Below are 23275 nucleotides of genomic sequence, written 5' to 3' on the forward strand. Positions count from 1 at the left end.
GGAACCTCCACCCGCATCACTCCTCGACACCCCGCCGAGCACCCTCCTCGGCGCCTCACCAGCACCCCTTCGGCGCCCCGCCCCGCCCCCCCCGGTGCATCCGCCATGCACCCGTCATGCACCGTTTTTCCGGAATGCGGGATTCACGGAACTTTCACCCCATGCCGTGAGTCTTCTGAGGTGAAGGCTGAAGAACAGCCGGGTCAGCCGAACCATCGGAGACAGCTGAGCACGGGGGTGTTCGACCTTGACCGACGTGACCCACGCGACCGACGCGACCGACATGAAGACCGGCACACACGCAGGCATCGACCACGATGCCGCCACGCACGACCTCGAAACCCGCGGCCTCGATGAAGCCCGCGGCCTCGAAACCCGTGAGCTGACGCCGTTCATGGCGCCGCTCACCGTCCCGCCCGTCCTGCGCCCGGCGGGCGGTGACGTCCTGGAGGAGACGGAGATCGCCGTCCGCCCCACCTGGGTGCGCCTGCACCCGCAGCTGCCGCCCACGCTCATGTGGGGGTACGAAGGGTGCGTGCCGGGCCCCACGATCGAGGTGCGCCGGGGCGAGCGCGTGCGGATCGCCTGGACGAACCGCGTGCCCAAGGACAGCGAGTTCCCCGTCACGGCCGTCGAGGCCCCGCGTACGTCGCCGCCCCCGAGCACCCGCCCGGGCCGCGAGGGCGTCGAGCCGAACAAGGACGTGGCGGCCCTGCCCGCCTGGACGGTCACGCACGTGCACGGCGCGCAGACGGGCGGCGGGAACGACGGCTGGGCGGACAACGCCGTGGGGTACGGCGACGCCCAGCTGTCGGAGTACCCGAACGACCACCAGGCGGTCCAGTGGTGGTATCACGACCACGCCATGAACATCACCCGGTGGAACGTGTACGCGGGCCTCTACGGCACGTACCTGGTCCGGGACGACGAGGAGGACGCGCTCCAACTCCCCTCCGGCAAGCGGGAGATCCCGCTGCTCCTCGCCGACCGGAACGTGGACACCGACGAGGACGGCCGCCTCACGGGACGCCTCCTGCACAAGACCACGATCGTCGACCCGAAGAACGCGGAGACGGGCAAGCCGGTCTCCCTGCCCTTCACCGGCCCGTACACCACGGTCAACGGCCGCATCTGGCCGTACGCGGACGTCGCCCCGGGCTGGTACCGCCTCCGCCTGGTCAACGCCTCCAACGCCCGGACGTACGACCTGGTCCTCGTCGACGAGGACGACGAACCGGTGCCGGGCGTGCTGCACCAGATCGGCAGCGACGGCGGCCTGCTGCCCCGGCCCGTGCCCGTCGACTTCGACGCGGCCCTGCCCACGCTCACGGTCGCGCCCGCCGAGCGCTTCGACCTGCTCGTGGACTTCCGGACGCTCGCGGGCAAGCGGCTCCGCCTGGTCAACAAGGGCCCGAACGCCGCGCCCGGCGTGCCCGACCCGGCGGGTGACGTGGCCTATCCGCACGTCATGGAGTTCCGCGTCGGCAGGGGTGGCGGCGCCCCGGAGACCTTCCGGCTGCCCGAGGTCCTGTCCGGCTCGTTCAGGGCCATCGGCCACGGCGTGCCGCACGGCCACCGCCTCGTCGTGCTCACCCCGCCCGCCACGAAGGGTGGCGGCGGTCACCCGGAGATGTGGGAGATGGTGGAGGTGAAGGACCCGGGGTCCATCCAGGTCCCCACCGACGGCATCATCCAACTGCGCGGCTCGGACGGCGTGTTGAAGACGTATCGGCGCATCGCCCGCACGTTCAACGACGGCCTCGGCTTCACGATCGGCGAGGGCGCGTACGAACAGTGGAGCTTCCTCAACCTCGCGGTGAACCCGAACGTGACCCACCCGATGCACATCCACCTGGCCGACTTCCAGCTCCTCGGCCGCGACGCGTACGACGCGTCGGGCTTCGACGTGACGATCGGCGGCACCCGCGCCCCGATCGCCCACGACCCGCAGACGCGCATCCCCCTGGCCCCCAACGAGCGCGGCTGGAAGGACGTGTTCCGGGTGCCCGGAGGCCAGCTCCTTCGTGTCATCGGCAAGTTCGACGGGGCGTACGGCCGGTTCATGTACCACTGCCACCTCCTCGAACACGAGGACATGGGGATGATGCGACCGTTCGTCGTGATGCCGAAGGAGGCGCTGAAGTTCGACCACGGGGGCGGACACGGCGGCGGGCACGGGGGCCACGACGGCGGTCACTGAACGCGCGGTCGGGCACGGCGGCCGGGACGTGCGGCCTCAGGCCGCCCGCGTCCCCGCCGCCGCGTGCTCCACCGCCGCCCGGGCGAGCCCCCGCACGAACGGATGCGCGCGCGAGCCGTCGCCGTACTGCTCCGGCTGGAAGAGCGAGGCCAGGAAGAAGGGGTGGCCGGGAAGTTCGGCGACCCGCACCTGGCCCTGCTCGTCCCTGCCGCTGAAGCGCAGGCCGTGGGCCTCCAGGGCGGGGAGGTGCACGCTGCCGTCGGGGCCGTACAGACAGTGGAAGCGCTCCAGGGAGCGGTCGGCGCCGAGGAGTCGCTCGGCGAGGGAGCCGGGCGTGAGCCGCACCATGCCCTCGTGGCCGACGAGCGAGCAGGCCAGCGGCGTGACCATCAGGTCGTCGGCGTCCGGGTCGTTCTCGGCGTGCGCCACCCCGGTCAGGCCGCACGCGTTCCGTGCGAACTCCAGGAGCGCGTGCTGGAAGCCGCCGCACGTGCCGAGGAACGGCACGCCGTCCTCGCGGGCGGTGCGGATCGCGGCCAGCGCGCCCGCCTCGCTGCGGTACGGACTGCCCGGAAGGACCCACACCGCGTCGAAGCCGCGCACCGCGTCCGGCTCCTCGGCGTCCGTCGTCGGGATCCAGTAGGCGTCGAGGAGAAGCCCGTCACGGGCGGCGAGCGCGGACAGCAGGAGCGGGACGCGGGTGTGGGCGACGACGGACGGGGAGCGGTCGGCGATCAGGGCGATACGGGCCACGGGGGCCGGTGTTCCGGTCATGGCCGTCATCCTGGGCCGCCCCGCCCGTTCACGTCCAACGATGAAATCTGCACCCTCCATAAGCAACGCTGATGCCCATGGGTGATCCTGACCGGCATGGACCCGCACCTCCTGCGTACGTACATCGCCGTCGCCCGCCTTGCCTCGTTCTCCGCCGCCGCCCGCGAGCTCGGCTACACCCAGTCCGCCGTCTCGCAGCACATCGCCGCCCTGGAACAGGACCTCGGCGCCCCGCTCCTGACCCGCCGCCCGGTCGCGCCCACCCGCGCGGGCGAGCGGCTTCTGGAACACGCGGGCCCGCTGCTCCTGCGGCTCGACGCGGCCCGCGCGGAGGTCACGGCCCTCGCGGGCGCGGTCGACGAGCACCTCACGCTCGTCGCCGCGCCGACGGCCCTGACACCCCGTACGCTCCGGGCGCTCCCGCCGACCGGCGTCACCCTGCGCGTCCTGCCGCGCGCCGACGTCCCCGAAGCCGTCGCGACGGGCGCCGCCTCCCTCGGGCTCGTCGACGGCCTGGCCGCGCCCAGCGACCCGCTGCGCCTCGCCGACGTGGCCCCTCTCGGCGTCCGCGGCGTCGGCGAGGAACCCGTCCGCGTCCTGCTGCCCGCAGGCCACCCGCTGGCCCACCGCACCGGCCTTCGCCTCGGCGACCTCGCCGACGCCCGCTGGCTGGACGCGCCCGGCGCGGGCCTGCCCCTGGACCAGCTGCGGGCGGCCCACGGCAGCGGCGGCTTCCGCCCGGCCCTGCGCTACGAAGGCACCGACGTCCGCACCCTCACCGCACTCGCCGCCGCCGGCCACGGCCTCGTGCTGCTCCCGGAGTCGGCCGCCGCCGCACCCGGCACCGTTGGCGTACCGCTCACCGAGCCGCGCGTCGTCCACCGCACCGAACTCGTGCACGCCGGGGCCCCGCACGGTCCCGCCGAGGTGTTCGCCGCACGCCTGGACGTCACCCGTTCGTGAATCGTCGCGCGGGGTCACGCCGGGTAGGGCTGTGGCCGGAGGCGAGCCATGGAACAGACCGCGTTGCGTCCCAAGCCGCTGCCGGGAGACGAGCCCGACCCCGGCCGATCATCCGCCACATCCGCCACACCCCCCACAGCCACGGCGTCCGCCGGGTCCGGGAAGCCCGGACGGTCGGCCGCACCCCGCAAGGGCCACCGTCCGCACGCCGCACGCCGCCGCGGCAGACGGCTCTTCTCCCTGCTCTTCGGCCTGTTCTGCGCCGTGGTCCTGCTGCTCTCGGGCATCGGCCTCGGCACCGTGGGCGCCACGGTCATCGGCATGAGCAAGCTCGCGGAGATGCAGAGCCAGGCGGGCGAGCAGGGGGCCGCCATGGGCGCGGCGCCCGCGACGGCCTCGGGGACGGGGCCGGACCAGGCCGCGGACCCGAAAGCTCCCCCGAAAGCCCCCTCGGAGGTGCCCCCGAAAGCGCCCCCGAAGGCGTCCCCTGACGTGTCCCCGAAGAAGACCTCCTCCGGCAAGGGCGCCGCGGCCGTCGGAGCGGACGCCCCGCGCCCCGCCCTCGGCGTCGAGGCCGTAGACGCCCCGGGCGGAGGCGGCGCGCTGGTCGTCGGGGTGCACCAGCCGGGCCCCGGGCACGCAGCCGGTCTCGTACGCGGTGACGTCCTGCTCGCGTTCGGCGGCAGCCGGGTCACCTCGGCCGGTGACCTGGCGAAGGCCGTCGCGGGCGCGCGGCCGGGCAGGAACGTCACGCTGACGGTCCGTCATGCGAGTGGCGCGCGGCAGGTGTTGTCGGCGCGGCCGGGTCTTCTCACGTGAAGGCGGCTCCGAGGTGCCGCTTGCGTGACCACCCTGAGGTGCCTTGCGTGACCACCCAGAGGTGTCTTACGTGACCACCCTGAAGTGCGTGGTCAGCCGCCGCTCGTCGTCCAGGACGTGGAAGGCGAGCCCGACGGGGGCGTCCAGGTCGATCAGGCCCTCGCCCTCCCAGGGCAGCCGCAGCGTCGAGACCACGCCGGGGCCGACGATCAGCGGCCGCCCCGCGAAGGTGGTCGCCGCCGGGGTGTGCGCGTGCCCGATGATCAGGCCCACGATCTGCGGGTGCCGCGCCACCAGGGCCGCGAGGGGCTCCGGCTCGCGCAGCCGCCAGGTGTCCAGGCGCGGGTGGTGCATCCGGACGGGGTGGTGGTGGAAGGACAGCAGGACCGGAGTGCCGTCGTCGAGCCCGGCGAGCCGGTCCTCCAGCCACGCGTACGTCTCCTCGTCCAACTGCCCCTCGTCGCTGCCGGGCAGGCTGGAGTCGACCATCAGGATCTCGGTGCCGCCCACGCGGTGGGCGCGGTTGACCGGCGCGTTCGAGGGCGAGCTCTCGCCGAGCAGCGCCGTCCGGTAGGGGCCGCGCACGTCGTGGTTGCCGGGGCAGGTCAGGACCGGCCAGGGCGCGTCGGTGAAGAGCAGGCGCGCGGCCTCCTTGTACTCGGCCTCCTCGCCGTGGTCGGCGATGTCGCCGGTCACCAGGAGCGCGTCCAACGGCCCCGGCAACGCCCGCAGATGGTCGAGCACGCGCTCGGCCCGCTCCGTCGCGCGTGCCGTCCCGTCCAGGTGAAGGTCACTGATCTGCGCCAGTACCAGCATGTCGTACGCCCCTCCGTGCCGAATTGATCTAATGGCTGGAAGGGATCTAACCATTAGTCGGGCCGATGGTGGAACGGCCAATCGCAAACCGGTGGCATGGGGAGGAGCGGGCCGCCCATGATGGGCGCCATGCTGACCACCCTCGTCGCCTTCCTCGGCGCCTGCACGCTGATCGCCGCCTCGCCCGGGCCGAGCACGGTCCTGATCGTCAAGCAGTCGCTGCGCAGCCGGCGGGCCGGGTTCATGACGGTCCTCGGCAACGAGACCGGCATCTTCGTCTGGGGCCTCGCCGCCGCCTTCGGCCTGACCGCACTGGTTGCGGCCTCGCAGGTGGCGTACGACATCATGCGTGTCGTCGGCGCCGGGGTGCTGCTCGTCTTCGGCGCCCAGACGCTGTGGAACGCGCGCAAGAAGAAGGCGGACGCCGACGAGGAAGACGCGCCGGTCAAGGCGCGGTCCTCCTGGGCGGCCTACCGGAGCGGGCTGCTGCTCAACCTCGCCAACCCGAAGGCCGCCGTCTTCGCGATGTCCTTCCTGCCGCAGTTCGTGCCGTCGGGCGCGCCCCAACTGCCGTTCATGATCGGCCTCGCCGCGCTGTGGGCGGTCTATGAGGTCGGCTACTACGGCCTGTACGTGTGGTTCGTCGGCCGGATGAAGGCGGTGCTCTCGCGGGCCGCGGAGCGGCGCAGGCTGGAGCAGGTGTCCGGCGGGGTCCTGGTGCTGCTCGGCGTGCGGCTCGCCGTCGAGGGCTGAGGCGGCACGGCACGGCGGGCGCCGCCCACGGCCCACCGACCCGCCACCGGCTCCGATGCGATACCCACTCGCGGGGCCCGGTGCCGCCGTGCAGGATGCTGGGGAAGACCCCGCACCCAGCCCAGGAGGCCCGATGACCACGGTCACGCCCGCGCCGTTCACCGCCGACGACTACCGCGCCCGCATGGACCGGGCCGCCCGCGCCGCCGCCGACGCGGGCCTCGCGGGCGTCCTCGTCGCGCCCGGACCCGACCTGGTCTGGCTCACCGGCTACCGCGTGCCCGCCGACACCGAGCGCCTCACCCTGCTCGTCATCGCCCCGGGCCGGGACCCGGTCCTCGTCGTGCCGAAGCTGGAGGCCCCCGACGCCGCGCGCGCCGCCGGCGCCCCCGCGCTGACCCTGCGGGACTGGACCGACGGCATGGACCCCTACGACGTGACCGCGCCGCTGCTCGACGCGCGCGGCCGCTTCGGCGTGAGCGACAACGCCTGGGCCATGCATCTCCTCGGCCTGCAGCGGCAGTTGCCCGACAGCTCCTACGCCGCCCTCACCGAGGCCCTGCCGATGCTCCGCGCCGTCAAGGACGCCGCCGAGCTGGAGCGGCTCGCCGCGGCCGGGGCCGCCGCCGACGCCACGTACGAGGAGATCCAGAAGGTGGCCTTCGCGGGCCGCAAGGAGACCGACGTCGCCGGTGACCTCGCGGACCTGCTGCGGCAGTTCGGGCACGAGCAGGTCGACTTCACCGTCGTCGGCTCCGGGCCCAACGGCGCCAGCCCGCACCACGAGGCGGGCGACCGCGTCATCGAGCGCGGCGACATGGTCGTCCTCGACTTCGGCGGCCTGCGGCACGGCTACGGCTCCGACACCTCCCGCACCGTGCACGTCGGCGAGCCCTCGGCCGAGGAGCAGCGCGTCCACGACGTGGTCCGCGAGGCCCAGGACGCCGCCTGCCGCGCGGTGAAGCCGGGCATCGCCTGCCAGGACGTCGACCGGGTGGCGCGCGCGGTGATCACCGAGGCCGGGTACGGCGAGTACTTCATCCACCGCACCGGCCACGGCATCGGCGTCACCACGCACGAGCCGCCCTACATGATCGAGGGCGAGCGGCAGCCGCTCGTCCCGGGCATGTGCTTCTCCGTGGAACCCGGCATCTACCTGCCGGGCCGCTTCGGCGTCCGCATCGAGGACATCGTCACGGTCACGGAGGACGGCGGCCGCCGCCTCAACGCCACCGCGCGCGAACTGGCCGTCGTCGACTGACGGCCCGGGCCGCGCCGCGCGGTCCCCGGCTCAGCCGTGCGGCCGCTCGTCCGTGAAGTGCGCCAGGAGGTCGTACGGATACGGCAGCGGCCGCGCGCTCGCCTCCGTGAGCCGCTGGTCCTGCGCCGCCGTCAGCGTCCAGCCCGCCGCGCCCAGGTTGTCCGTCAGCTGCTCCACCGAGCGGGCGCCCACGATCGGCGCGGTCACCCCGGGACGCTGGAGCAGCCAGCGCAGCGCCACCTGCGCGGGCGTGCGGCCGGTCTCCTCGGCGACGGCGAGCACGGCGTCCACGACCCGCCAGGTCTCCTCGGTGGCGCGCTCCTCCCAGGCGCCGCCGCCCCGCGCCCCCGCGGGCGGCGCCGCCATGCCGCGCCGGAACTTCCCCGAGAGCCAGCCCGCCTGGAGCGGGCTATAGGGGATGACGCCGACGCCCTCCGCCGCGCTGAGCGGAAGGAGTTCCCACTCGGCCTCGCGGGCGAGCAGGTTGTAGCGCGGCTGCAGGCAGACGTACGGCTCCCAGCCGCGCGCGCGGGACAGGTCGAGGGTCTTCTGCAACTGGGCCGGACTGACGTTGCTCGTGCCCAGGTAGCGGACCTTCCCGGCGCGCACCAGGCCGTCGAGCGTGGACAGCGTCTCCTCCAGCGGCGTGCGCGCGTCCCACACGTGCGTCTGGTAGAGGTCGATGTGGTCGGTGCCCAGGCGGCGCAGGCTCGCGTCGACCGCCGACAGGATGTGCTTGCGGCTGAGGCCGCGGGCGTTCGGGCTCTCGCCCATCGGCAGGAACACCTTGGTGGCGATGACGAGGTCGTCGCGGCGGCGGCCCTTGAGCCAGCGGCCGAGGACCTCCTCCGAGACCCCGCCGCCGTACACGTCCGCCGTGTCGATGAACGTGCCGCCCGCCGCCGTGAACGCGTCCAGCATCCGGTGCGCCGTCGCCTCGTCCGCGCCGCTCTCGCCGCCGCCGAACATCATGGCGCCGAAACACAGCTCACTCACCCGCAGCCCGGTCCCGCCCAGGTACCGCTGTTCCATCGGATCTCCTCACGTGTCCCGGCGCAGAATAGAAGTTGAAGTGCCCTTGAGGTCAAGGGCACTTCGCGACACCGCCCGTGCGGCCCCGCCATGCCCCTACGCGAGGGCGAGCACCGCGCACGACTCGCCCGGCAGCCGCAGCACCCCGTCCGCCCCCGGCGCCTCCACCGCGTCCCACGCGGCGAGCACGCGCGCGTGCGGCACGCCCAGCGGGATCACGACCGCCTCGCCTGACAGGTTCACGGCGATCCGCAGGTCCCCGCGCCGCACCGCGAACCAGCCCGCCCCCTCGTCGTACGCCACCCGCACCGCCGCCAGATCCGGGTCCACCAGGTCCGCGCGGGCGTGGCGCAGCGCGATCAGCTCGCGGTACCAGGCGAGCACGCGCGCGTGCGGCTCGCGCCGGGGCTCGGACCAGTCGAGGCAGGAGCGCTCGCGGGTCGCCGGGTCCTGCGGGTCGGGAATCTGCTCCTCGGCCCAGCCGTGCGCGGCGAACTCCCGCCGTCTGCCCCGGCGCACGGCCTCCGCGAGGTCCGGGTCGGTGTGGTCGGTGAAGAACTGCCAGGGCGTGCCGGCCGCCCACTCCTCGCCCATGAACAGCATCGGCGTGAAGGGCCCGGTGAGCGTCAGCGCCGCCCCGCACGCGAGCAGGCCGGGGGACAGCGTGGCGGAGAGCCGGTCGCCCTGGGCGCGGTTGCCGATCTGGTCGTGCGTCTGGCTGTAGCCGAGGAGCCGGTACGCGGGGGTGCGGGCGCGGTCGACCGGGCGCCCGTGGCCGCGGCCGCGGAACGTCGAGAACGTACCGTCGTGGAAGAAGCCGTGCGTCAGCGTCTTGGCGAGCGCGGCCAGGGGTGCGGCCGCGAAGTCCGCGTAGTAGCCCTGGGACTCGCCGGTGAGGGCGGTGTGCAGGGCGTGGTGGAAGTCGTCGTTCCACTGCGCGTGCAGGCCGAGGCCGTCGCTTGCGCGCGGGGTGATCACGCGCGGGTCGTTCAGGTCGGACTCGCCGATCAGGGCGAGCGGCCTGCCCAGTTCGTCCGCGAGGCCGTCCACGGCCGCCGCGAGCTCCTCCAGGAAGTGCAGGGCGCGGGTGTCCCGCAGCGCGTGCACGGCGTCCAGGCGGAGCCCGTCGATCCGGTACTCCCGCAGCCAGGCGAGGGCGCTGCCCACCAGATACGCCCGCACCTCGTCCGAGCCGGGCGCGTCCAGGTTCACGGCGGCGCCCCACGGCGTCTGGTGGGTGTCCGTGAAGTAGGGCCCGTACGCGGGCAGATGGTTGCCGGACGGGCCCAGGTGGTTGTGCACCACGTCGAGGACGACACCGAGACCGTGCCCGTGCGCCGCGTCGACGAACCGTTTCAGCGCCTCGGGGCCGCCGTACGGCTCGTGCACGGCCCACGGCGACACCCCCTCGTAGCCCCAGCCGTGCCGACCGGGGAAGGGGCACAGCGGCATCAACTCGACGTGCGTCACGCCGAGTTCGACGAGGTGGTCCAGGCGCTCCGCGGCCGCGTCCAGGGTGCCTTCGGGGGTGTACGTGCCCACGTGCAGCTCGTAGAGCACCGCGGCGCGCAGGCCCCGCCCCGCCCACGGCGTCCGCCACGCGTACCGGTCGTGGTCCACGACCGCGCTCAGCCCGTCGGGCCCGTCGGGCTGGCGCGCCGAGCGGGGGTCGGGCAGCGCGGGGCCGCCGTCCAGCGCGAAGCCGTAGCGCGTGCCGTCGGTCGCCGCCGCCTCCACCGTCCACCACCCCGGGCGCTCCTTGTCGCGCGCCGACGCCCGCGCGCCGTCGTCCAGGACCAGATCCACCCGCTCCGCGCGCGGCGCCCACACCTCGAACCTCACCGGCAGTCCCCTCGTCGGTCGACCGTGCCCATGGACTTGCGTATACCCGTCGGACCCGTCGGACCGTGCGCACTGGGTCCGTGGGGTCACCCCTTCCCCAACAGCTGCCCGGATACCGCCAGCCTGAGCACGGCGTCCGGATCCCCCTCCGCGCCCCGGCGGAACGCCAGCTGGAACGCGTACTCGCCGATGGACGCGACGGCCTCCGCCCGGCAGACGCGGCGCATCTCGCCCAGTTCGGGGGTGCCGCGCTGGGCGTGCCCCACGGCGGCCCAGTACGTCTGCCCGGCCCCGGCGGCCAGGGCGGCCGGTTCGCCGAGGCCGCGGGCGGCGGCAGCGGCGGCCAGGACGTCCATGCCGAGGGCGATGCCGAAGGTGTCGCCCAGGTGGCGCATGCCGGTCAGCATGGCGCGGGCGTGCTCGGCCGCGTGCGCGGGCCGCCCTTGCGCCAGCGCGATCAGGGCGAGCTGCTGATCGGAGTACGCGCGCGTCCAGTGCTCGCCGTGCGCCGCGCAGAGCGCCCGCAGCGAAACGGCCTCGCCGTGGGCCAGGTCGAGGCTGCCGAGCGCGGTGAGCGCGAACACCCGCACCAGGTGGCAGCGGAGCGTGGACGCGGACGTGAAGGGCGGCGCCCCCGCCACCGCGAGGGCGGCGTCGGCCACCTCCTTGGCCCGCCCCGGCTCCCCGGCGAGGAGCCGGGTCAGGCCGATGAGATACGCGGCGGCCAGCCGGGCCTCGGCGTCGTCGAGGCGCTCGGCGCCGTGCGCGCACCGGCGGCCGATGGCGGCCGCGCCGTCGAGGTCGCCCTGGAGGGCCTTGACGACCCCCAGCGCCCACTGCGCCCGCTCGCCCGCCCTGCTGAACCCCGGCCGCAGGCAGAGCACCTGCTCCAGATACGCGCGTGCCTCCCGCAGGTGCCCGCAGCAGACCCAGAAGAAGCCGAGCAGGGCGGCGAGTTCCACGGCGGCGGGGGGATCGTGGTCGCAGAGGTGGTCCAGGGCCGCGCACAGGTCGACGTGCGCGGCGCCGATCCTGCGGTACCACAGCAACTGCCCGGGCCCGGCCCAGCCCTGGTCCGCGGACCGGGCGTGGTCCAGGAAGTACAGGGCGTGGCGGGCGGCCGTCGCCTCGGTCTCCTGGAGCTCCTCCAGCCACATCGCGCCGTAGTCCCGCACGGTCCGCGGCAGCCGGTAGCGGTCGCCGTCCTCCCGGCTGACCACCGACTTGCCGGTGAGGCCCGCGAGCGCGGTGTCGACGGCCGCCGCGGACAGCGGCCCGCCCGCGCACACGCCCCGCGCGGCGCGGCTGTCGAAGGAGCCGGGGAACACCGAGAGCCTGGCCCACAGCAGCCGCTCCAGCGGCTCGCACAGCTCGTGGCTCCAGCCGATGGCCAGGCGCAGCGACCGGTGGCGCGCGGGCCAGGTCGGCGACATCAGGCCGACCCGGCGCGAACTCAGCCGCTCGCTCAGTTCGGGAAGCGTGGTGTGCATCAGCTGGGCCGAGGCCAGCTCCAGGGCGAGGGGGACGCCGTCGAGGAGCGCGCAGATCTCCCGTGCGCTGTCGTTCTGGCGCGGGGTCCGCAGGCTCAGGGCGGGGGCCACGGCCAGGGCCCGGTCGAGGAACAGGGTGAGCGCTTCGCCGTCGGCGGGCAGGGGCGCGATGTGGACGGCCCGCTCGCCGGGTAAGCCGAGGCGTTGCCTGCTCGTGGCGAGGATCCTCAGGTCGGGGCAGGCCGCGAGGAGTTCGCCGACCAGGTCGGCGCACGCGGCGACCAGGTGCTCGCAGGAGTCGAGGACGAGCAGGAAGCGGCGCCCCGACAGCCAGGTGGTGAGCGCGTCGAGGGCCACGCCGGTGGTGTGGTCGGCGAACCCCACGGCGTGCGCGAGGGCCGCGACCAGCTGCCGCTCGTGCGGGAGCCCGCCGAGGTCGGCCCACCGCGTCTCGCCGAGCGTGCCGGGCCGGTCGGCGGCGATCCGGTGCAGGCTCTCCAGCGCGAGGCGGGTCTTCCCCACGCCCGCCATGCCCGTGATGGTGGTCACGGGATGCGCCACGAGCGCGGCGGCCACGCGGGCCAGATCGGCTTCACGGCCCACGAAACTGTTCGCCACTTGCGGAAGATCAGCCACCATTTTCACATTCTGACCCAGGGGACGGCGCACTAGTCCAGCCGCCGTAACCCGTAAGGCTGTTGGCGCCGGAGCGGTCCGCCGGGGGCGGCCGGGGCGGGGTCGCGCGCGGTGGGCGCGGCCCGGGCCGTGCGGCCGGGGGGCACGGAACTCGGGGCGCTGTCCGGCCCCGGCCCGGCCCAATCTGGACACCCGCCGTGGCCTGGCCGACAATTGTCGACGTGACCTCGCCTTCCTCGCTGCCCTCCGAGTCCGGTACGAACCCGGTGCGGCTGACCGACGCCGAGCGGGAGCGGGCCCTCGAGGTGCTCAGAGAGGGCGCGGCGCTCGGCCGGCTCTCGCACGACACGTTCGTACGACGCATGGAGCTGGCCCTCGCCGCCCGGCGCCGGGACGAACTGGACGCGCTCACCGCCGACCTGCGCACCGAGAGCCGCTGGTCGAAGCTCGTGCTCGGCTCCGTGGGCGCGGTGTCCGGGTTCACGGTGAAGCTGCGCAGGGCCTGGCAGTCCGAGCGGCTGCCGAAGCTGCTGCTCCCGGCCCCCGGGGCGTACCCGCTGCGGATCGGCCGCGACCCGGCGAACGGCCTGCGGCTCAGCCACGACACGGTCTCGCGGCTGCACGCCGAACTGTCCGCGCAGGGCGGCATGTGGGTCCTGCGCGACCTCGGCTCGACCAACGGCACGTCGGTGAACGGCCGCCGGGTGATCGGCGCCGCCGTCGTCCAGGCCGGGGACCAGGTGTCCTTCGGGAGCCTGTCGTTCTGCCTCGCGACGGCCTGAGCGAAACCGCCCCCGACACCCGGGCCGCCCCGGCACTCGGCCCGCCCCCGGGCACTCACGTCCGGGCCGCCCCGGCACCCGCACCCCAAGCCGCCCGCTCGCTCAGTCGAGGGTCTCGCGCGCGTGCCGCGCCGCCTCCACCGCCGTCCGCGCCTGGTGCTCCACCTGGTGCTCCAGCGGCACCCACCGCGCCCCGAACCGCTCGGCGAACGCCTCGCTCCACTGCGTCACCAGGCGGTCCAGGCGCGGCGCCGCCCGGTCACCCGCACTGTTGAGCACCCGGAGCAGCATCGCCGCCGCCCGCAGCGGCAGCCGCCGCCCGAACGCGTCGACGCTCCCGATGTACGCCTTCGACGTGCCCGCGGGCGGCAGCCGCCCCCAGTCGTCGGCGAGCCCCGGCACCAGGCCGAGCGCCCACGTGGCCGCCCGCAGCAGCGGCCCCTCCGCGCGCGGAAGGCGGGGCAGCGCGTCCCCGAGCACCTCCTCCACGAGCCGCGCGTCGTGCCGCAGCCGGGACGCGAAGGACCGCATCGCCGTCCGCGGCGCCGGGTGCGCCGCGACGTCGCCCACGGTGTCGCTCGCCCACATCGGCACCTCCACGATGGCCGTCGTACCGCCGTAGCGGTGCGCGTGGTGCCACGTCGTGTGCCGGGCGTCCTCCGGCAGGCTCGGGTACGCCGCCGCCGACCCCGGGCCCGGCAGCACATGCACGCCGGGGCCGGACACCGGCCACCCGGCCGCGTCCGACGCGCCCGTCTCCACCGGGATGCCGAGGCGCGCCGCCGACTTGGCGAACGGCTCGGCGAGCCCCGGGATGTCCCGGGTCAACTGCACCCAGCTGCCGCCGAGGTCGGTGCAGTGCAGGGACACCTGCAAGTAGGGCCGCACTTCGTCGATGACGCGGGTCAGGGCGCGGGTCTCCGGGGGCAGCCGGTCCGGCGGGAGCACCGAGGGCGACCACTCGGGCTGCTCCGGGCCCGCGGGGCGGAAGAAGTGCCGGTGGTAGTCGAGGAGGCTGCGCGGCGCCGGGGTGCGGTGCAGGCTCGCGCCGTCCGGGTCCGCGCACAGCAGGAAGTGCCAGGAGGTGCCGTCCCTCAACTCCCGGTCGACCAGAGCCTGTTCGGCGAGCGCGAGGAGGGTGGAGCCGCCGGTGGGCTCGTTGGCGTGGGCGCCCGCGACCACCAGGACCGCGCGTGGGGAACGGCCCACGGACAGCAGGTGCAGGGGGCGGCCGCCGCGTGACGTGCCGACTCGGCGCAGCGTGCTCAGCTCGGGACGGTGGGCCGCCAGCTCCCGAACGGACATGAAGAGTTCGGGAACCGTGAGATAGCGGTTTTCCGCCAGTTGACTCACCCCCCGCCGGTCCGTCCGCTGACGCAATCCGCAGTACGCCACGTGACGGTTCAGGTGTCAAGCACTCCGGCCCCCGGTTCCCCAGGGCCCGCGCAAGAGAAGGGCGGTGCTCCGCCTCGTCACCGCCTTGTTGGCCTGTCTTGGCCCGTACGTTCCAGGAGCGTCACCGGCAGCTCCGCGAACAGCTCCGCCGCGCGCGCGTGCCCGCCGAACCGCCGCCCCGGTACGAGCAGGTCGGCCCAGTCGCCCGCGGGGAGCGGCAGCGTGGTGTCCCCCCAGCCGCCCGCGTCGGCGAGCCGCAGCGACAGTCGTGTCACGGCCACCACGACGTCTCCGGAGCGCGCGTAGGCCAGGCAGTGCCCGGCGTGGGGGCCCGTCGCGGCCAGGGGGTCGTACGTGCCCGCGCCGCCGAAGAGTTCCGGCCGCCGGGCCCGCAGCCGCAGCGCCGCGACGGTCACGGCGAGCTTCTCGGCGGACAGGTCCCGCACGCCCTCCGCGCCCTTCTCGCCCGTCTCCGGAAGTGACGGATCCAAGGAGTCTGCGGAGCCGACAGAGCTGTCGGAGCCGACGGAGCCATCGAGGGGGTCGCCGAACGACACGGGATGGCGGTTGTCCGGGTCCACCAGGGCCCGGTAGTCGCGCTCGGTGCCCTGGTAGAGGTCGGGCACCCCGGGCATCGTCAGGTGCAGCAGCGCCCCGCCGAGCACGTTGGCCCGCACGTGCGGTGCGAGTGCGGCGGCGAACTCGGTCACCGCGTGCAGCGGCGGCCCGCACGGCCCGGCCTCCAGGAACGCCGTCACCGCCCCCTCGTACGCCTCGTCGGGCTCCGTCCAGCTCGTGTGCAGCCCGGCCTCCCGCACGTGCTTCAACAGCGCCTCCTGGAGCCGCCGTGCGTACGGCCCGGCCTCCGCGGCCGCCCGCGCGGTGAGCGCCGACGGCGCGAACCCCACGGCCGTCTGCCAGGCGGCCCACGCCAGTTGGGGGTCGGGCGCCCGCCTGCCGCCCGGCCGCGCGGTCCGGCGCGTCACCTCCGTGAGCAGCGCCGCCCACCGCGCGGGCGCCTGCGAGAGCACGCTCACGGCCGCCCGCACGTCCGCGCTGCGCTTGGAGTCGTGCGTCGTCAGGACCGTGCCCGAGTACGGCCAGTCGCGCTGCACGCGCGCGCAGTACGCGTGGAACTCCGCCACGTCCACGGCGGGCCGGGCGGGCGAGCCGCCCACCTCGGCGGCCGACAGGAGCGGCGCGAACCGGTAGAACGCCGTGTCCTCCACCGACTTGGCCCGCAGCGCGGCGGCCGTCTGCGCGAACCGCGCCCGGAAGGCCTCGCGCGCCCCGTAGCCCTGGACCCTGCCGAGCACCAGGTCCCGCACCGCGTCCACGGCCTCGGCCTCCTCGGGGACGGCGAACACCCGCTCGGCCTCGCGCGCCGCCCCGGCCGTCAGGACCGTCTCGGGATCGGCGCCCCCGGTGACGTACGGACGGTAGACCTCGAGGCGTACGAGGAGTTCCCGCAGCGCCGTCCGCAGCGCCCACGGCGCGTGGTCGCGCAGCGCGGGGTCCGCCGCGCACAGCGCCGCCGCCTCGCGCGTGAGGCGGTCGACCTCGGCGGCCAGCTCGCGCGTGACGACCTTGTACGCGGCGCGCCGCAGCGTCGCCGTCCAGTCGCCGCCGCGGTCGGCGGGCGGGGCCGCGAACGTGCGGTACCGGCCGAGGAGTTCGGCGGCGCCCGCCTCGTCCGTGAGGACCCCGTCGACGTGCCGCAGCGCGTCGTAGCCCGTGGTGCCCGCCACGGGCCAGGCGGCGGGCAGCCGCTCCCCGTCGGCCAGGATCTTCTCGACCGCCGTCCAGCGCCCGCCCGTCGCCTCGTGCAGCCGCTGCAGATACGCCCCGGGGTCGGCGAGGCCGTCGGGGTGGTCCACGCGCAGACCGTCCACGACCCCCTCGTGAAGGAGCCGCAGCACCGTCGCGTGCGTCGCGTCGAACACCTCCGGGTCCTCCACGCGGACGGCGACGAGTTCCGAGATGGTGAAGAAGCGCCGGTAGTTGATCTCCGTGCGGGCGAGGCGCCACCAGGCAAGGCGGTACCACTGGGCGTCGAGGAGGCGTGTGAGCGGCAGCCCCTCGGTGCCCTCGCGCAGCGGGAACTCCTGGTCGTGGTAGCGCAGGACGCCGCCCTCGACGCGCAGCCGAGGCAGCTCCCGGCCGAGCCGGTGCCTCAGCACGGGCAGCAGCACCTTCCCGCCGCCCGCCTCCCAGTCGATGTCGAACCAGCGCGCGTACGGGGATGCGGGACCCTCGCGCAGCACCTCCCACAGCGCCCGGTTGTGCCGGGGCACCGCCGCCATGTGGTTCGGCACGATGTCCACGACCAGGCCGAGCCCGGCGCCCCTGGCCGTCCGCGCGAGCGCCCGCAGCCCGTCCTCACCCCCCAGCTCCGCCCGCACCCGCGAGTGGTCCACGACGTCGTACCCGTGCGTCGACCCCGGCACCGCCTCCAGGACCGGCGACAGATGCAGGTGCGAGACCCCGAGCGAGGCCAGGTACGGCACCGCCCGCGCGGCAGCCGCGAACGGGAAGTCCGGCTGCACCTGCAGCCGGTACGTGGCGGTGGGCGGCGGCGGAACCACAGCGGCGGAGCGCGCAGGCATCATGCGAACGTACGTACCCGCCCCACCGCCTTTTGTGCCTTCGACGCATGCGTACTCGGCCGGGACGGCAGTTAGCGTCCAACGATGGCTGAGAGAGCACGGGGGATCGCGGGGATCGACGTGGACGGGCGGGACGCTCCCGCCCCCCTGGCCACCCTCGACGCCTACCGCCGCGTGCTCGCCGTCACCGGGGTCGCGCTCCCCGTGGTGTCGTTCCTGGGGCGACTGCCCGTGGCCGTGATCCAGTTCGGGAGCGTGCTGCTCGTCAGCAGGACCAGCGGGTCGATCGCGACCGGGGGAGCCGTCGCGTGCGCGCTGGCGCTCGGGCAGGTGAGCGCGGGGCCGTTCGTCGGGCGGCTCGCGGACCGGCGGGGGCAGCGGCCCGTGGTCCTCGCGTTCGCGGCGCTCAACGCCCTCTGTGTGGCCGCGTACACGCTCGGCGCGCTCCTCGGCCTCCCCACCCCCGCGCTGCTCCTCCTGGGCGTCCTGGCGGGCGCCAGCGTGCCCGGGATCGGGCCGCTCGCCCGGGCCCGCGTCGTGCGCCTGGTGCGGAAGGAGGGCGGGGACGCGCGGCTCGTCGGCACCGCGCTGTCCCTGGAGTCCACGATGGACGAGCTGTCCTTCGTCCTCGGCCCCGCCCTCGTCGGCCTCGCCGCCCTGGCGGGCCACCCCGCGTACGCGTTCGGCGTCGCGGCCGTCCTGGTCGCCGGCTGCGGCACGGGCTTCGCGCTGCACCCGACGGCCCGCGCGGTCCCGCCGGGCACACCGGGCGCACCGACCGCGCGGAGCGCCCGCGGGGGCCGTCCGCCCCTGCCGCGCGAGGTGTACGTCGTCCGGATCGGCCTGGTCTTCCTCGGCGTGCTTCTCGGCGCCTGCGGGGCCGGGATCACCGCGCTCACAAAGGAGTTGGGCGCGTCCGGCCAGGCGGGCCTGGTCTACGCGGCGATGGGCGTGATGAGCGCCGTCACCGGGCTCGCGACGGCCGCGCTCCCGGACCGGTTCGGGCTGCACGCCCGCTGGCGGGTGGCGACGGCCGCCGCCGCGCTGCTCTCCCTGCCGCTCGTGTGGACGCACAGCATGGCGGCCCTGTACGCCGTCGTGACCGTCTTCGGCGCCGTGTACGCCCCGAACCTCATCACCGGCTTCGCCCTCACCGAACGCTCCGTGCCGCAGGCCCGGCTCGCCGAGGGCATGACGTTCGCGGCGAGCGCCTTCGTCGGCGGCCAGGCCGTCACGCTCGCGGTGGCCGGGCGCCTGGCCGAGACGCACGGGGCGGGCGCCGCGTTCGCGCTCGGCAGCGCGGCCGCGGCGGTGGCCTTCGCGGTGGCGCTGCTCGCCCGCCCGGGCGGGGGCGTCGGCGAGCCCGGGGAGAACGCCCCGCTCAAGCCGGCCGCTGCAGCACCACAAGGCTCCGGTCGACCAGCGTGACCCGCTCGCCCGCCCGCACCTTCCCGCCCGTCCCCGGCGGCACGCCGTCCTCACGGGCGGTGTCCACCACCACCTGCCACTGCGCGCCCTGGTTCACCGGCACCACGAAGTCGAGGGACTCGGCGGAGGCGTTGAACATCAGCAGGAACGAGTCGTCGGTGATGCGTTCGCCGCGCTCCCCGGGCTCGGAGATCGCGTTGCCGTTGAGGAACACCGTCAGGGCCCGCGCCTGCGCCGCGTCCCAGTCGTCCTGCGTCATCTCCTCGCCCTCGGGAGTGAACCAGGAGATGTCGGACAGCTCGTCGTGGGTGCCCTCGACCGGGCGGCCGTGGAAGAACCGGCGCCTGCGCAGGACGGCGTGGTCGCGGCGCAGCCACGCCATCGCGCGCGTGAACGCGAGCAGCGTGTTCTCGCCGTCGGGCCAGCGCACCCAGGCGACTTCGTTGTCCTGGCAGTAGGCGTTGTTGTTGCCGCCCTGGGTGCGGGCGAACTCGTCGCCGTGGCTGAGCATCGGCACGCCCTGGGACAGCATCAGGGTGGCGACGAAGTTGCGGAGCTGGCGGGCGCGCAGCGCGAGGACGTCCACGTCGTCCGTCTCGCCCTCGACGCCGCAGTTCCAGGACCGGTTGTGGCTCTCGCCGTCCTGGTTGTCCTCGCCGTTGGCTTCGTTGTGCTTGTCGTTGTACGCCACCAGGTCGTGCAGCGTGAACCCGTCGTGGCAGGTGACGAAGTTGATCGAGGCAAGGGGGCGCCGCCCGTCGCCCTGGTACAGGTCGGAGGAGCCGGTGAGCCGCGACGCGAACTCCGCGAGCGTGCGCGGCTCCCCGCGCCACAGGTCCCGCACCGTGTCCCGGTACTTGCCGTTCCACTCCGTCCACAGCGGCGGGAAGTTGCCCACCTGGTAGCCGCCCTCGCCGACGTCCCACGGCTCGGCGATCAGCTTCACCTGGCTGACCACGGGATCCTGCTGCACCAGGTCGAAGAACGAGGAAAGCCGGTCCACCTCGTGGAACTGCCGCGCGAGCGTCGCCGCGAGGTCGAAGCGGAAGCCGTCCACATGCATCTCGGTGACCCAGTGCCGCAGCGAGTCCATGATCAGCTGGAGGACGTGGGGGTTGCGCATCAGGAGCGAGTTGCCGGTGCCCGTGGTGTCCATGTAGTAGCGCGGGTCGTCGGTGAGGCGGTAGTACGAGGCGTTGTCAAGGCCCCGGAAGGACAACGTCGGGCCCAGGTGGTTGCCCTCGGCCGTGTGGTTGTACACCACGTCCAGGATCACCTCGATCCCGGCCGCGTGCAGCGCCCGCACCGCCGACTTGAACTCCAGGACCTGCTCGCCCCGGTCGCCCCAGGAGGCGTAGGCGTTGTGGGGCGCGAAGAAGCCGATGGTGTTGTAGCCCCAGTAGTTGTTCAGGCCGAGGTCCACGAGCCGGTGGTCGTTCACGAACTGGTGGACCGGCATCAGCTCCAGGGCGGTGACGCCGAGCGCCGTCAGATGCTCGATGACCGCCGGGTGCGCGAGTGCCGCGTACGTACCGCGCAGCTCCTCGGGCAGCTCGGGGTGGAGCATCGTGAGGCCCTTGACGTGGGCCTCGTAGATGACGGTCTCGTTGTACGGGGTGCGCGGCGGGCGGTCGTCGCCCCAGTCGAAGTACGGGTTGACCACCACGGACGTCATCGTGTGCGGCGCCGAGTCCAGGTCGTTGCGCTCGTTCGGGGACCCGAAGTGGTAGCCGTACACCTCCTCGCCCCAGCCGACGGCGCCGCTCACGGCGTGCGCGTACGGGTCGAGGAGCAGCTTCGCCGAGTTCAGCCGCAGTCCGCGCGCGGGGTCGAACGGGCCGTGCGCGCGAAAGCCGTACCGCTGGCCCGGCATGACCCCGGGCAGATAGGCGTGGCGCACGAAGGCGTCGGACTCGCGCAGCTCGACGGCGGTCTCCGAGCCGTCGTCGTGCAGCAGACACAGCTCCAATCTGTCGGCGGCCTCGGAGAAGACCGCGAAATTGGTGCCGGCGCCGTCGTACGTGGCGCCGAGTGGATACGCCTGCCCAGGCCAGACCTGCATGCCTATGACTCTTCCACGATCGCCCCCGCCTCATGACCGGAGTTCGCTGAGACTCTGCTCGAAAGTGGGGCAACCGCACGGGAGTTGAGCCCGTCTAACCGACTGACCACATACTCGACATGCCCTAAAAATGAGGCTGTACGGGAGAAAAGGGGGAGGATATGGGCGAACTAGTCAGACGTCATCTGGGGAAGGTCGTGGCGGGCGGCGCCCTCGCCGTAGTCGCGACCGCCGCGATGGTCGTTGTCACGCTGCCGGAGGGGGCCGGCGCGGGCGACAGGGGGGACCGCAGCACGGCGGCGGGTTCGGCGAGGCAGGACGCGATCGCACCCGACGGAGTCGTCGAGGACGCGCCCGACGAGGGCGACAAGGGCATAGGCAGCGACCCGCTGACCGACGCCGAGACCGAACGCGCGGAGAAGGCGGCCCTGGACAGCAACGGGCTGCGCACCAGCGCACGGGACGTGGAGGGCGACCGCGGGCCGCAGCGGCTCTCCACGAACCTCGCGGAGAACGATCCTGCCGAGGGCGCCGACGCCCCGCGCCGCGCGCAGATCGTGTACTACGACTACAAGAAGGACGCGGCCGTCACCAAGACGGTCAATCTCGAGACCGGCAAGGTGGAGTCCACGACCTCCGCGCACGACGTGCAGCCGCCACCCACCAAGGACGAGCTGAACGAGGCCACCCAGCTGCTGATCGCCGACCCGCTCGGCAAGGGCCTGAAGCAGGACTACAAGAAGGCCACCGGCAAGGACCTCACCGGCCCCGGCGACCTCGACCTGAGCGGCTTCATCTTCAGCAAGCAGACGAACCTGAAGATCCCCGCGGAGCTCTCCGAGTGCGGCAGGCACCGGTGCTTCCAGGTCGTCGCGAAGGTCAAGCGCGGCCCGTGGATCGACACCCGCGCGTTCGTCGTGGACCTCAGCTCACGTGACGTGGGCCGCCTGGGCTGACCCGCCCGGCAGGCCGCAGCCACCACCCGCCCGTCGGCGGGGCACGGCACCCACACACTTCTCCTCCTGAAGGAGTCACTTCCGTATGGACGCCTCTCACGGCAACAGACTTTCGCGCGCCCGCAGGAGGGCCGGTACGGCCCTCGCGGTCTCCGCGCTCATCGGGGCCGGCCTCGCCGCCGCGGGCCCCGCGGGACCGGCCGCCGCCGCTCCCAAGGCCCCACCCGCCGCGGCGGCGGACTGCAGCGCCGCCTACAAGATCGAGCAGACCGTCGACGGCGGTACGACCTGGCGCATGTGCTGGCACTACAACACGTACTCCGGCCTGATCCTCGACAAGGTCAGCTACCAGCCTAAGGGCGAGCCCAAGCCCATCCCGGTCCTCACCAGCGCCCGCCTCGCCCAGATCCACGTGCCCTACGACGACGGCGACGCCGAGTTCCAGGACGTCACGGACACCGACTTCGGCCAGGCCCTGCAGGCCCTCAAGCCCGGTGAGTGCCCCGGCGGCACCATCAAGACCGTCAAGGTGCCCGACCGGGGCAACGTCAAGGGCCTGTGCACCACCACGCGCGCGCGTGGGCACGCGTACCGCCTCACCCACGACCAGTCCACCGGCGGCAACGGCAAGGTCTACACCGCCCAGGGCAAGGACCTGCTCGTCTACACCGTCAACAAGGCCTCCTGGTACGAGTACATCACCGAGTGGCGCTTCTCCTCCGACGGCACCATCACCTCCAACGTGGGCGCGACCGGCAGCCTCTCGCCGTACGACTTCGACGGCGGCGACGACCGCGGCTGGCCCATCGGCAAGGGCCCCCAGGCCAAGGCCGAGAGCCACTCGCACAACGTCTTCTGGCGCCTGAACTTCGGCCTCGACGGCTCCCCGAAGTCCAAGGTCGAGCAGTACGACTCCAAGGTCACCCCGTCGACCGGCGGCGGCAGCCCGACCACGAGGACGACCCGCACCCCCGTCACCAAGGAACTCACCGGCGACCGCAAGGACATGCGCTGGTGGCGCGTGGTCAGCGCCACGGGCAAGAACAAGGACAAGCACCCGCGCTCGTACGAGATCGTCCCCGGGGCCAGCAACAAGCACATCGGACGGCCCTACACCAAGCACGACGTGTACTTCACCGAGTACAAGAAGTGCGAGCAGTACGCGAGCGCCAACATCGGCTGCCCGAACGGCTACCCGAAGAGCGTCGACCAGTGGTCGAACGGCGAGACCCTCAAGCACCCCATCACCTGGGTCAACATCGGCTTCCACCACATCGCGCGGGACGAGGACCAGCAGCCCATGCCGGTCCACTGGCAGGGCTTCGCGCTTGCCCCGCGCGACGTCACGGCCATGAACCCGCTCACGCCGCAGGACCTCGCCGGCCACAACGGACAGATCCCGATCGGCAATTGAGGAAAGTGCCCGTTCCATCCGGCTGCACCGCCCGCCGCTCCCGGAG

17 protein-coding genes are annotated in these 23275 nt (G+C 73.9%); 9 read left to right on the forward strand and 8 right to left on the reverse strand.

Annotated elements, in window-relative coordinates; all coding sequences use genetic code 11:
* The first annotated feature begins 394 nt into the window (after window positions 1–394).
* Entirely contained in the window at window positions 395–2200 is a 1806-nt protein-coding gene (gene phsA, locus ACFVHO_RS02295; protein ID WP_385709369.1) for an O-aminophenol oxidase PhsA, read from the forward strand.
* 36 nt (window positions 2201–2236) lie between these two features.
* On the opposite strand, the gene ACFVHO_RS02300 is transcribed toward phsA, so the two are convergent.
* Window positions 2237–2974, reverse strand: a complete 738-nt coding sequence (locus ACFVHO_RS02300; protein ID WP_385708970.1) for a hypothetical protein — start codon at window positions 2972–2974, stop codon at window positions 2237–2239.
* A gap of 96 nt (window positions 2975–3070) precedes the next feature.
* Here ACFVHO_RS02300 and ACFVHO_RS02305 point away from each other — a divergent pair, with 96 nt between their 5' ends.
* Window positions 3071–3937 carry a LysR family transcriptional regulator gene (locus ACFVHO_RS02305; protein ID WP_385708973.1) on the forward strand — a complete coding sequence of 289 codons (867 nt, stop codon included), beginning with the start codon at window positions 3071–3073 and terminating at the stop codon, window positions 3935–3937.
* A 48-nt stretch (window positions 3938–3985) separates the two neighbouring features.
* Complete coding sequence (locus ACFVHO_RS02310; protein ID WP_385708976.1) at window positions 3986–4756, forward strand: PDZ domain-containing protein; 771 nt, start codon at window positions 3986–3988, stop codon at window positions 4754–4756.
* A 66-nt stretch (window positions 4757–4822) separates the two neighbouring features.
* Here ACFVHO_RS02310 and ACFVHO_RS02315 read toward each other — a convergent pair whose 3' ends face one another.
* Window positions 4823–5572, reverse strand: coding sequence for a metallophosphoesterase (locus tag ACFVHO_RS02315; RefSeq protein ID WP_385708978.1), 750 nt, complete (start codon window positions 5570–5572; stop codon window positions 4823–4825).
* A 129-nt stretch (window positions 5573–5701) separates the two neighbouring features.
* On the opposite strand from ACFVHO_RS02315, the gene ACFVHO_RS02320 reads away from it, so the two are divergent.
* Complete coding sequence (locus ACFVHO_RS02320) at window positions 5702–6325, forward strand: LysE family translocator (RefSeq protein WP_385708981.1); 624 nt, start codon at window positions 5702–5704, stop codon at window positions 6323–6325.
* A gap of 133 nt (window positions 6326–6458) precedes the next feature.
* Entirely contained in the window at window positions 6459–7586 is a 1128-nt protein-coding gene (locus ACFVHO_RS02325; protein ID WP_385708984.1) for a M24 family metallopeptidase, read from the forward strand.
* 30 nt (window positions 7587–7616) lie between these two features.
* Here the strand turns inward: ACFVHO_RS02325 and ACFVHO_RS02330 are convergent, their stop codons facing one another.
* The 3 genes from ACFVHO_RS02330 to ACFVHO_RS02340 all read right to left on the reverse strand — a co-directional run bounded on the left by ACFVHO_RS02330 (window position 7617) and on the right by ACFVHO_RS02340 (window position 12568).
* The gene (locus tag ACFVHO_RS02330; protein WP_385708986.1) at window positions 7617–8618 is read right to left on the reverse strand and encodes an aldo/keto reductase; all 1002 of its coding nucleotides are present in this window, start codon (window positions 8616–8618) and stop codon (window positions 7617–7619) included.
* A gap of 96 nt (window positions 8619–8714) precedes the next feature.
* Complete coding sequence (gene treZ, locus ACFVHO_RS02335; RefSeq protein ID WP_385708989.1) at window positions 8715–10460, reverse strand: malto-oligosyltrehalose trehalohydrolase; 1746 nt, start codon at window positions 10458–10460, stop codon at window positions 8715–8717.
* A gap of 86 nt (window positions 10461–10546) precedes the next feature.
* Window positions 10547–12568, reverse strand: a complete 2022-nt coding sequence (locus tag ACFVHO_RS02340) for an ATP-binding protein (protein WP_385708991.1) — start codon at window positions 12566–12568, stop codon at window positions 10547–10549.
* Window positions 12569–12807: 239 nt separating this feature from the next.
* On the opposite strand from ACFVHO_RS02340, the gene ACFVHO_RS02345 reads away from it, so the two are divergent.
* On the forward strand, window positions 12808–13368 hold the full coding sequence (locus ACFVHO_RS02345; protein ID WP_385708994.1) for an FHA domain-containing protein: 561 nt from the start codon (window positions 12808–12810) through the stop codon (window positions 13366–13368).
* A gap of 102 nt (window positions 13369–13470) precedes the next feature.
* Here ACFVHO_RS02345 and ACFVHO_RS02350 read toward each other — a convergent pair whose 3' ends face one another.
* Entirely contained in the window at window positions 13471–14721 is a 1251-nt protein-coding gene (locus ACFVHO_RS02350) for a M14 family zinc carboxypeptidase (RefSeq protein ID WP_385708996.1), read from the reverse strand.
* Window positions 14722–14840: 119 nt separating this feature from the next.
* On the reverse strand, window positions 14841–17372 hold the full coding sequence (gene treY / locus ACFVHO_RS02355) for a malto-oligosyltrehalose synthase (protein WP_385708998.1): 2532 nt from the start codon (window positions 17370–17372) through the stop codon (window positions 14841–14843).
* An 81-nt stretch (window positions 17373–17453) separates the two neighbouring features.
* On the opposite strand from treY, the gene ACFVHO_RS02360 reads away from it, so the two are divergent.
* The gene (locus ACFVHO_RS02360) at window positions 17454–18797 is read left to right on the forward strand and encodes an MFS transporter (protein WP_385709001.1); all 1344 of its coding nucleotides are present in this window, start codon (window positions 17454–17456) and stop codon (window positions 18795–18797) included.
* Here ACFVHO_RS02360 and glgX read toward each other — a convergent pair.
* Window positions 18751–20859, reverse strand: a complete 2109-nt coding sequence (glgX, locus tag ACFVHO_RS02365) for a glycogen debranching protein GlgX (protein ID WP_385709003.1) — start codon at window positions 20857–20859, stop codon at window positions 18751–18753. The genes ACFVHO_RS02360 and glgX overlap by 47 nt on opposite strands.
* 161 nt (window positions 20860–21020) lie before the next feature.
* Here glgX and ACFVHO_RS02370 point away from each other — a divergent pair, with 161 nt between their 5' ends.
* Both ACFVHO_RS02370 and ACFVHO_RS02375 read left to right on the forward strand, forming a co-directional pair.
* The gene (locus ACFVHO_RS02370; protein WP_385709005.1) at window positions 21021–21815 is read left to right on the forward strand and encodes a Tat pathway signal sequence domain protein; all 795 of its coding nucleotides are present in this window, start codon (window positions 21021–21023) and stop codon (window positions 21813–21815) included.
* Window positions 21816–21900: 85 nt separating this feature from the next.
* Entirely contained in the window at window positions 21901–23229 is a 1329-nt protein-coding gene (locus ACFVHO_RS02375; protein ID WP_385709008.1) for a copper amine oxidase, read from the forward strand.
* The last annotated feature ends 46 nt before the right edge of the window (window positions 23230–23275 follow it).

This window comes from Streptomyces sp. NPDC127108 (genome assembly GCF_042677545.1).
Taxonomy (GTDB): Bacteria; Actinomycetota; Actinomycetes; order Streptomycetales; family Streptomycetaceae; genus Streptomyces.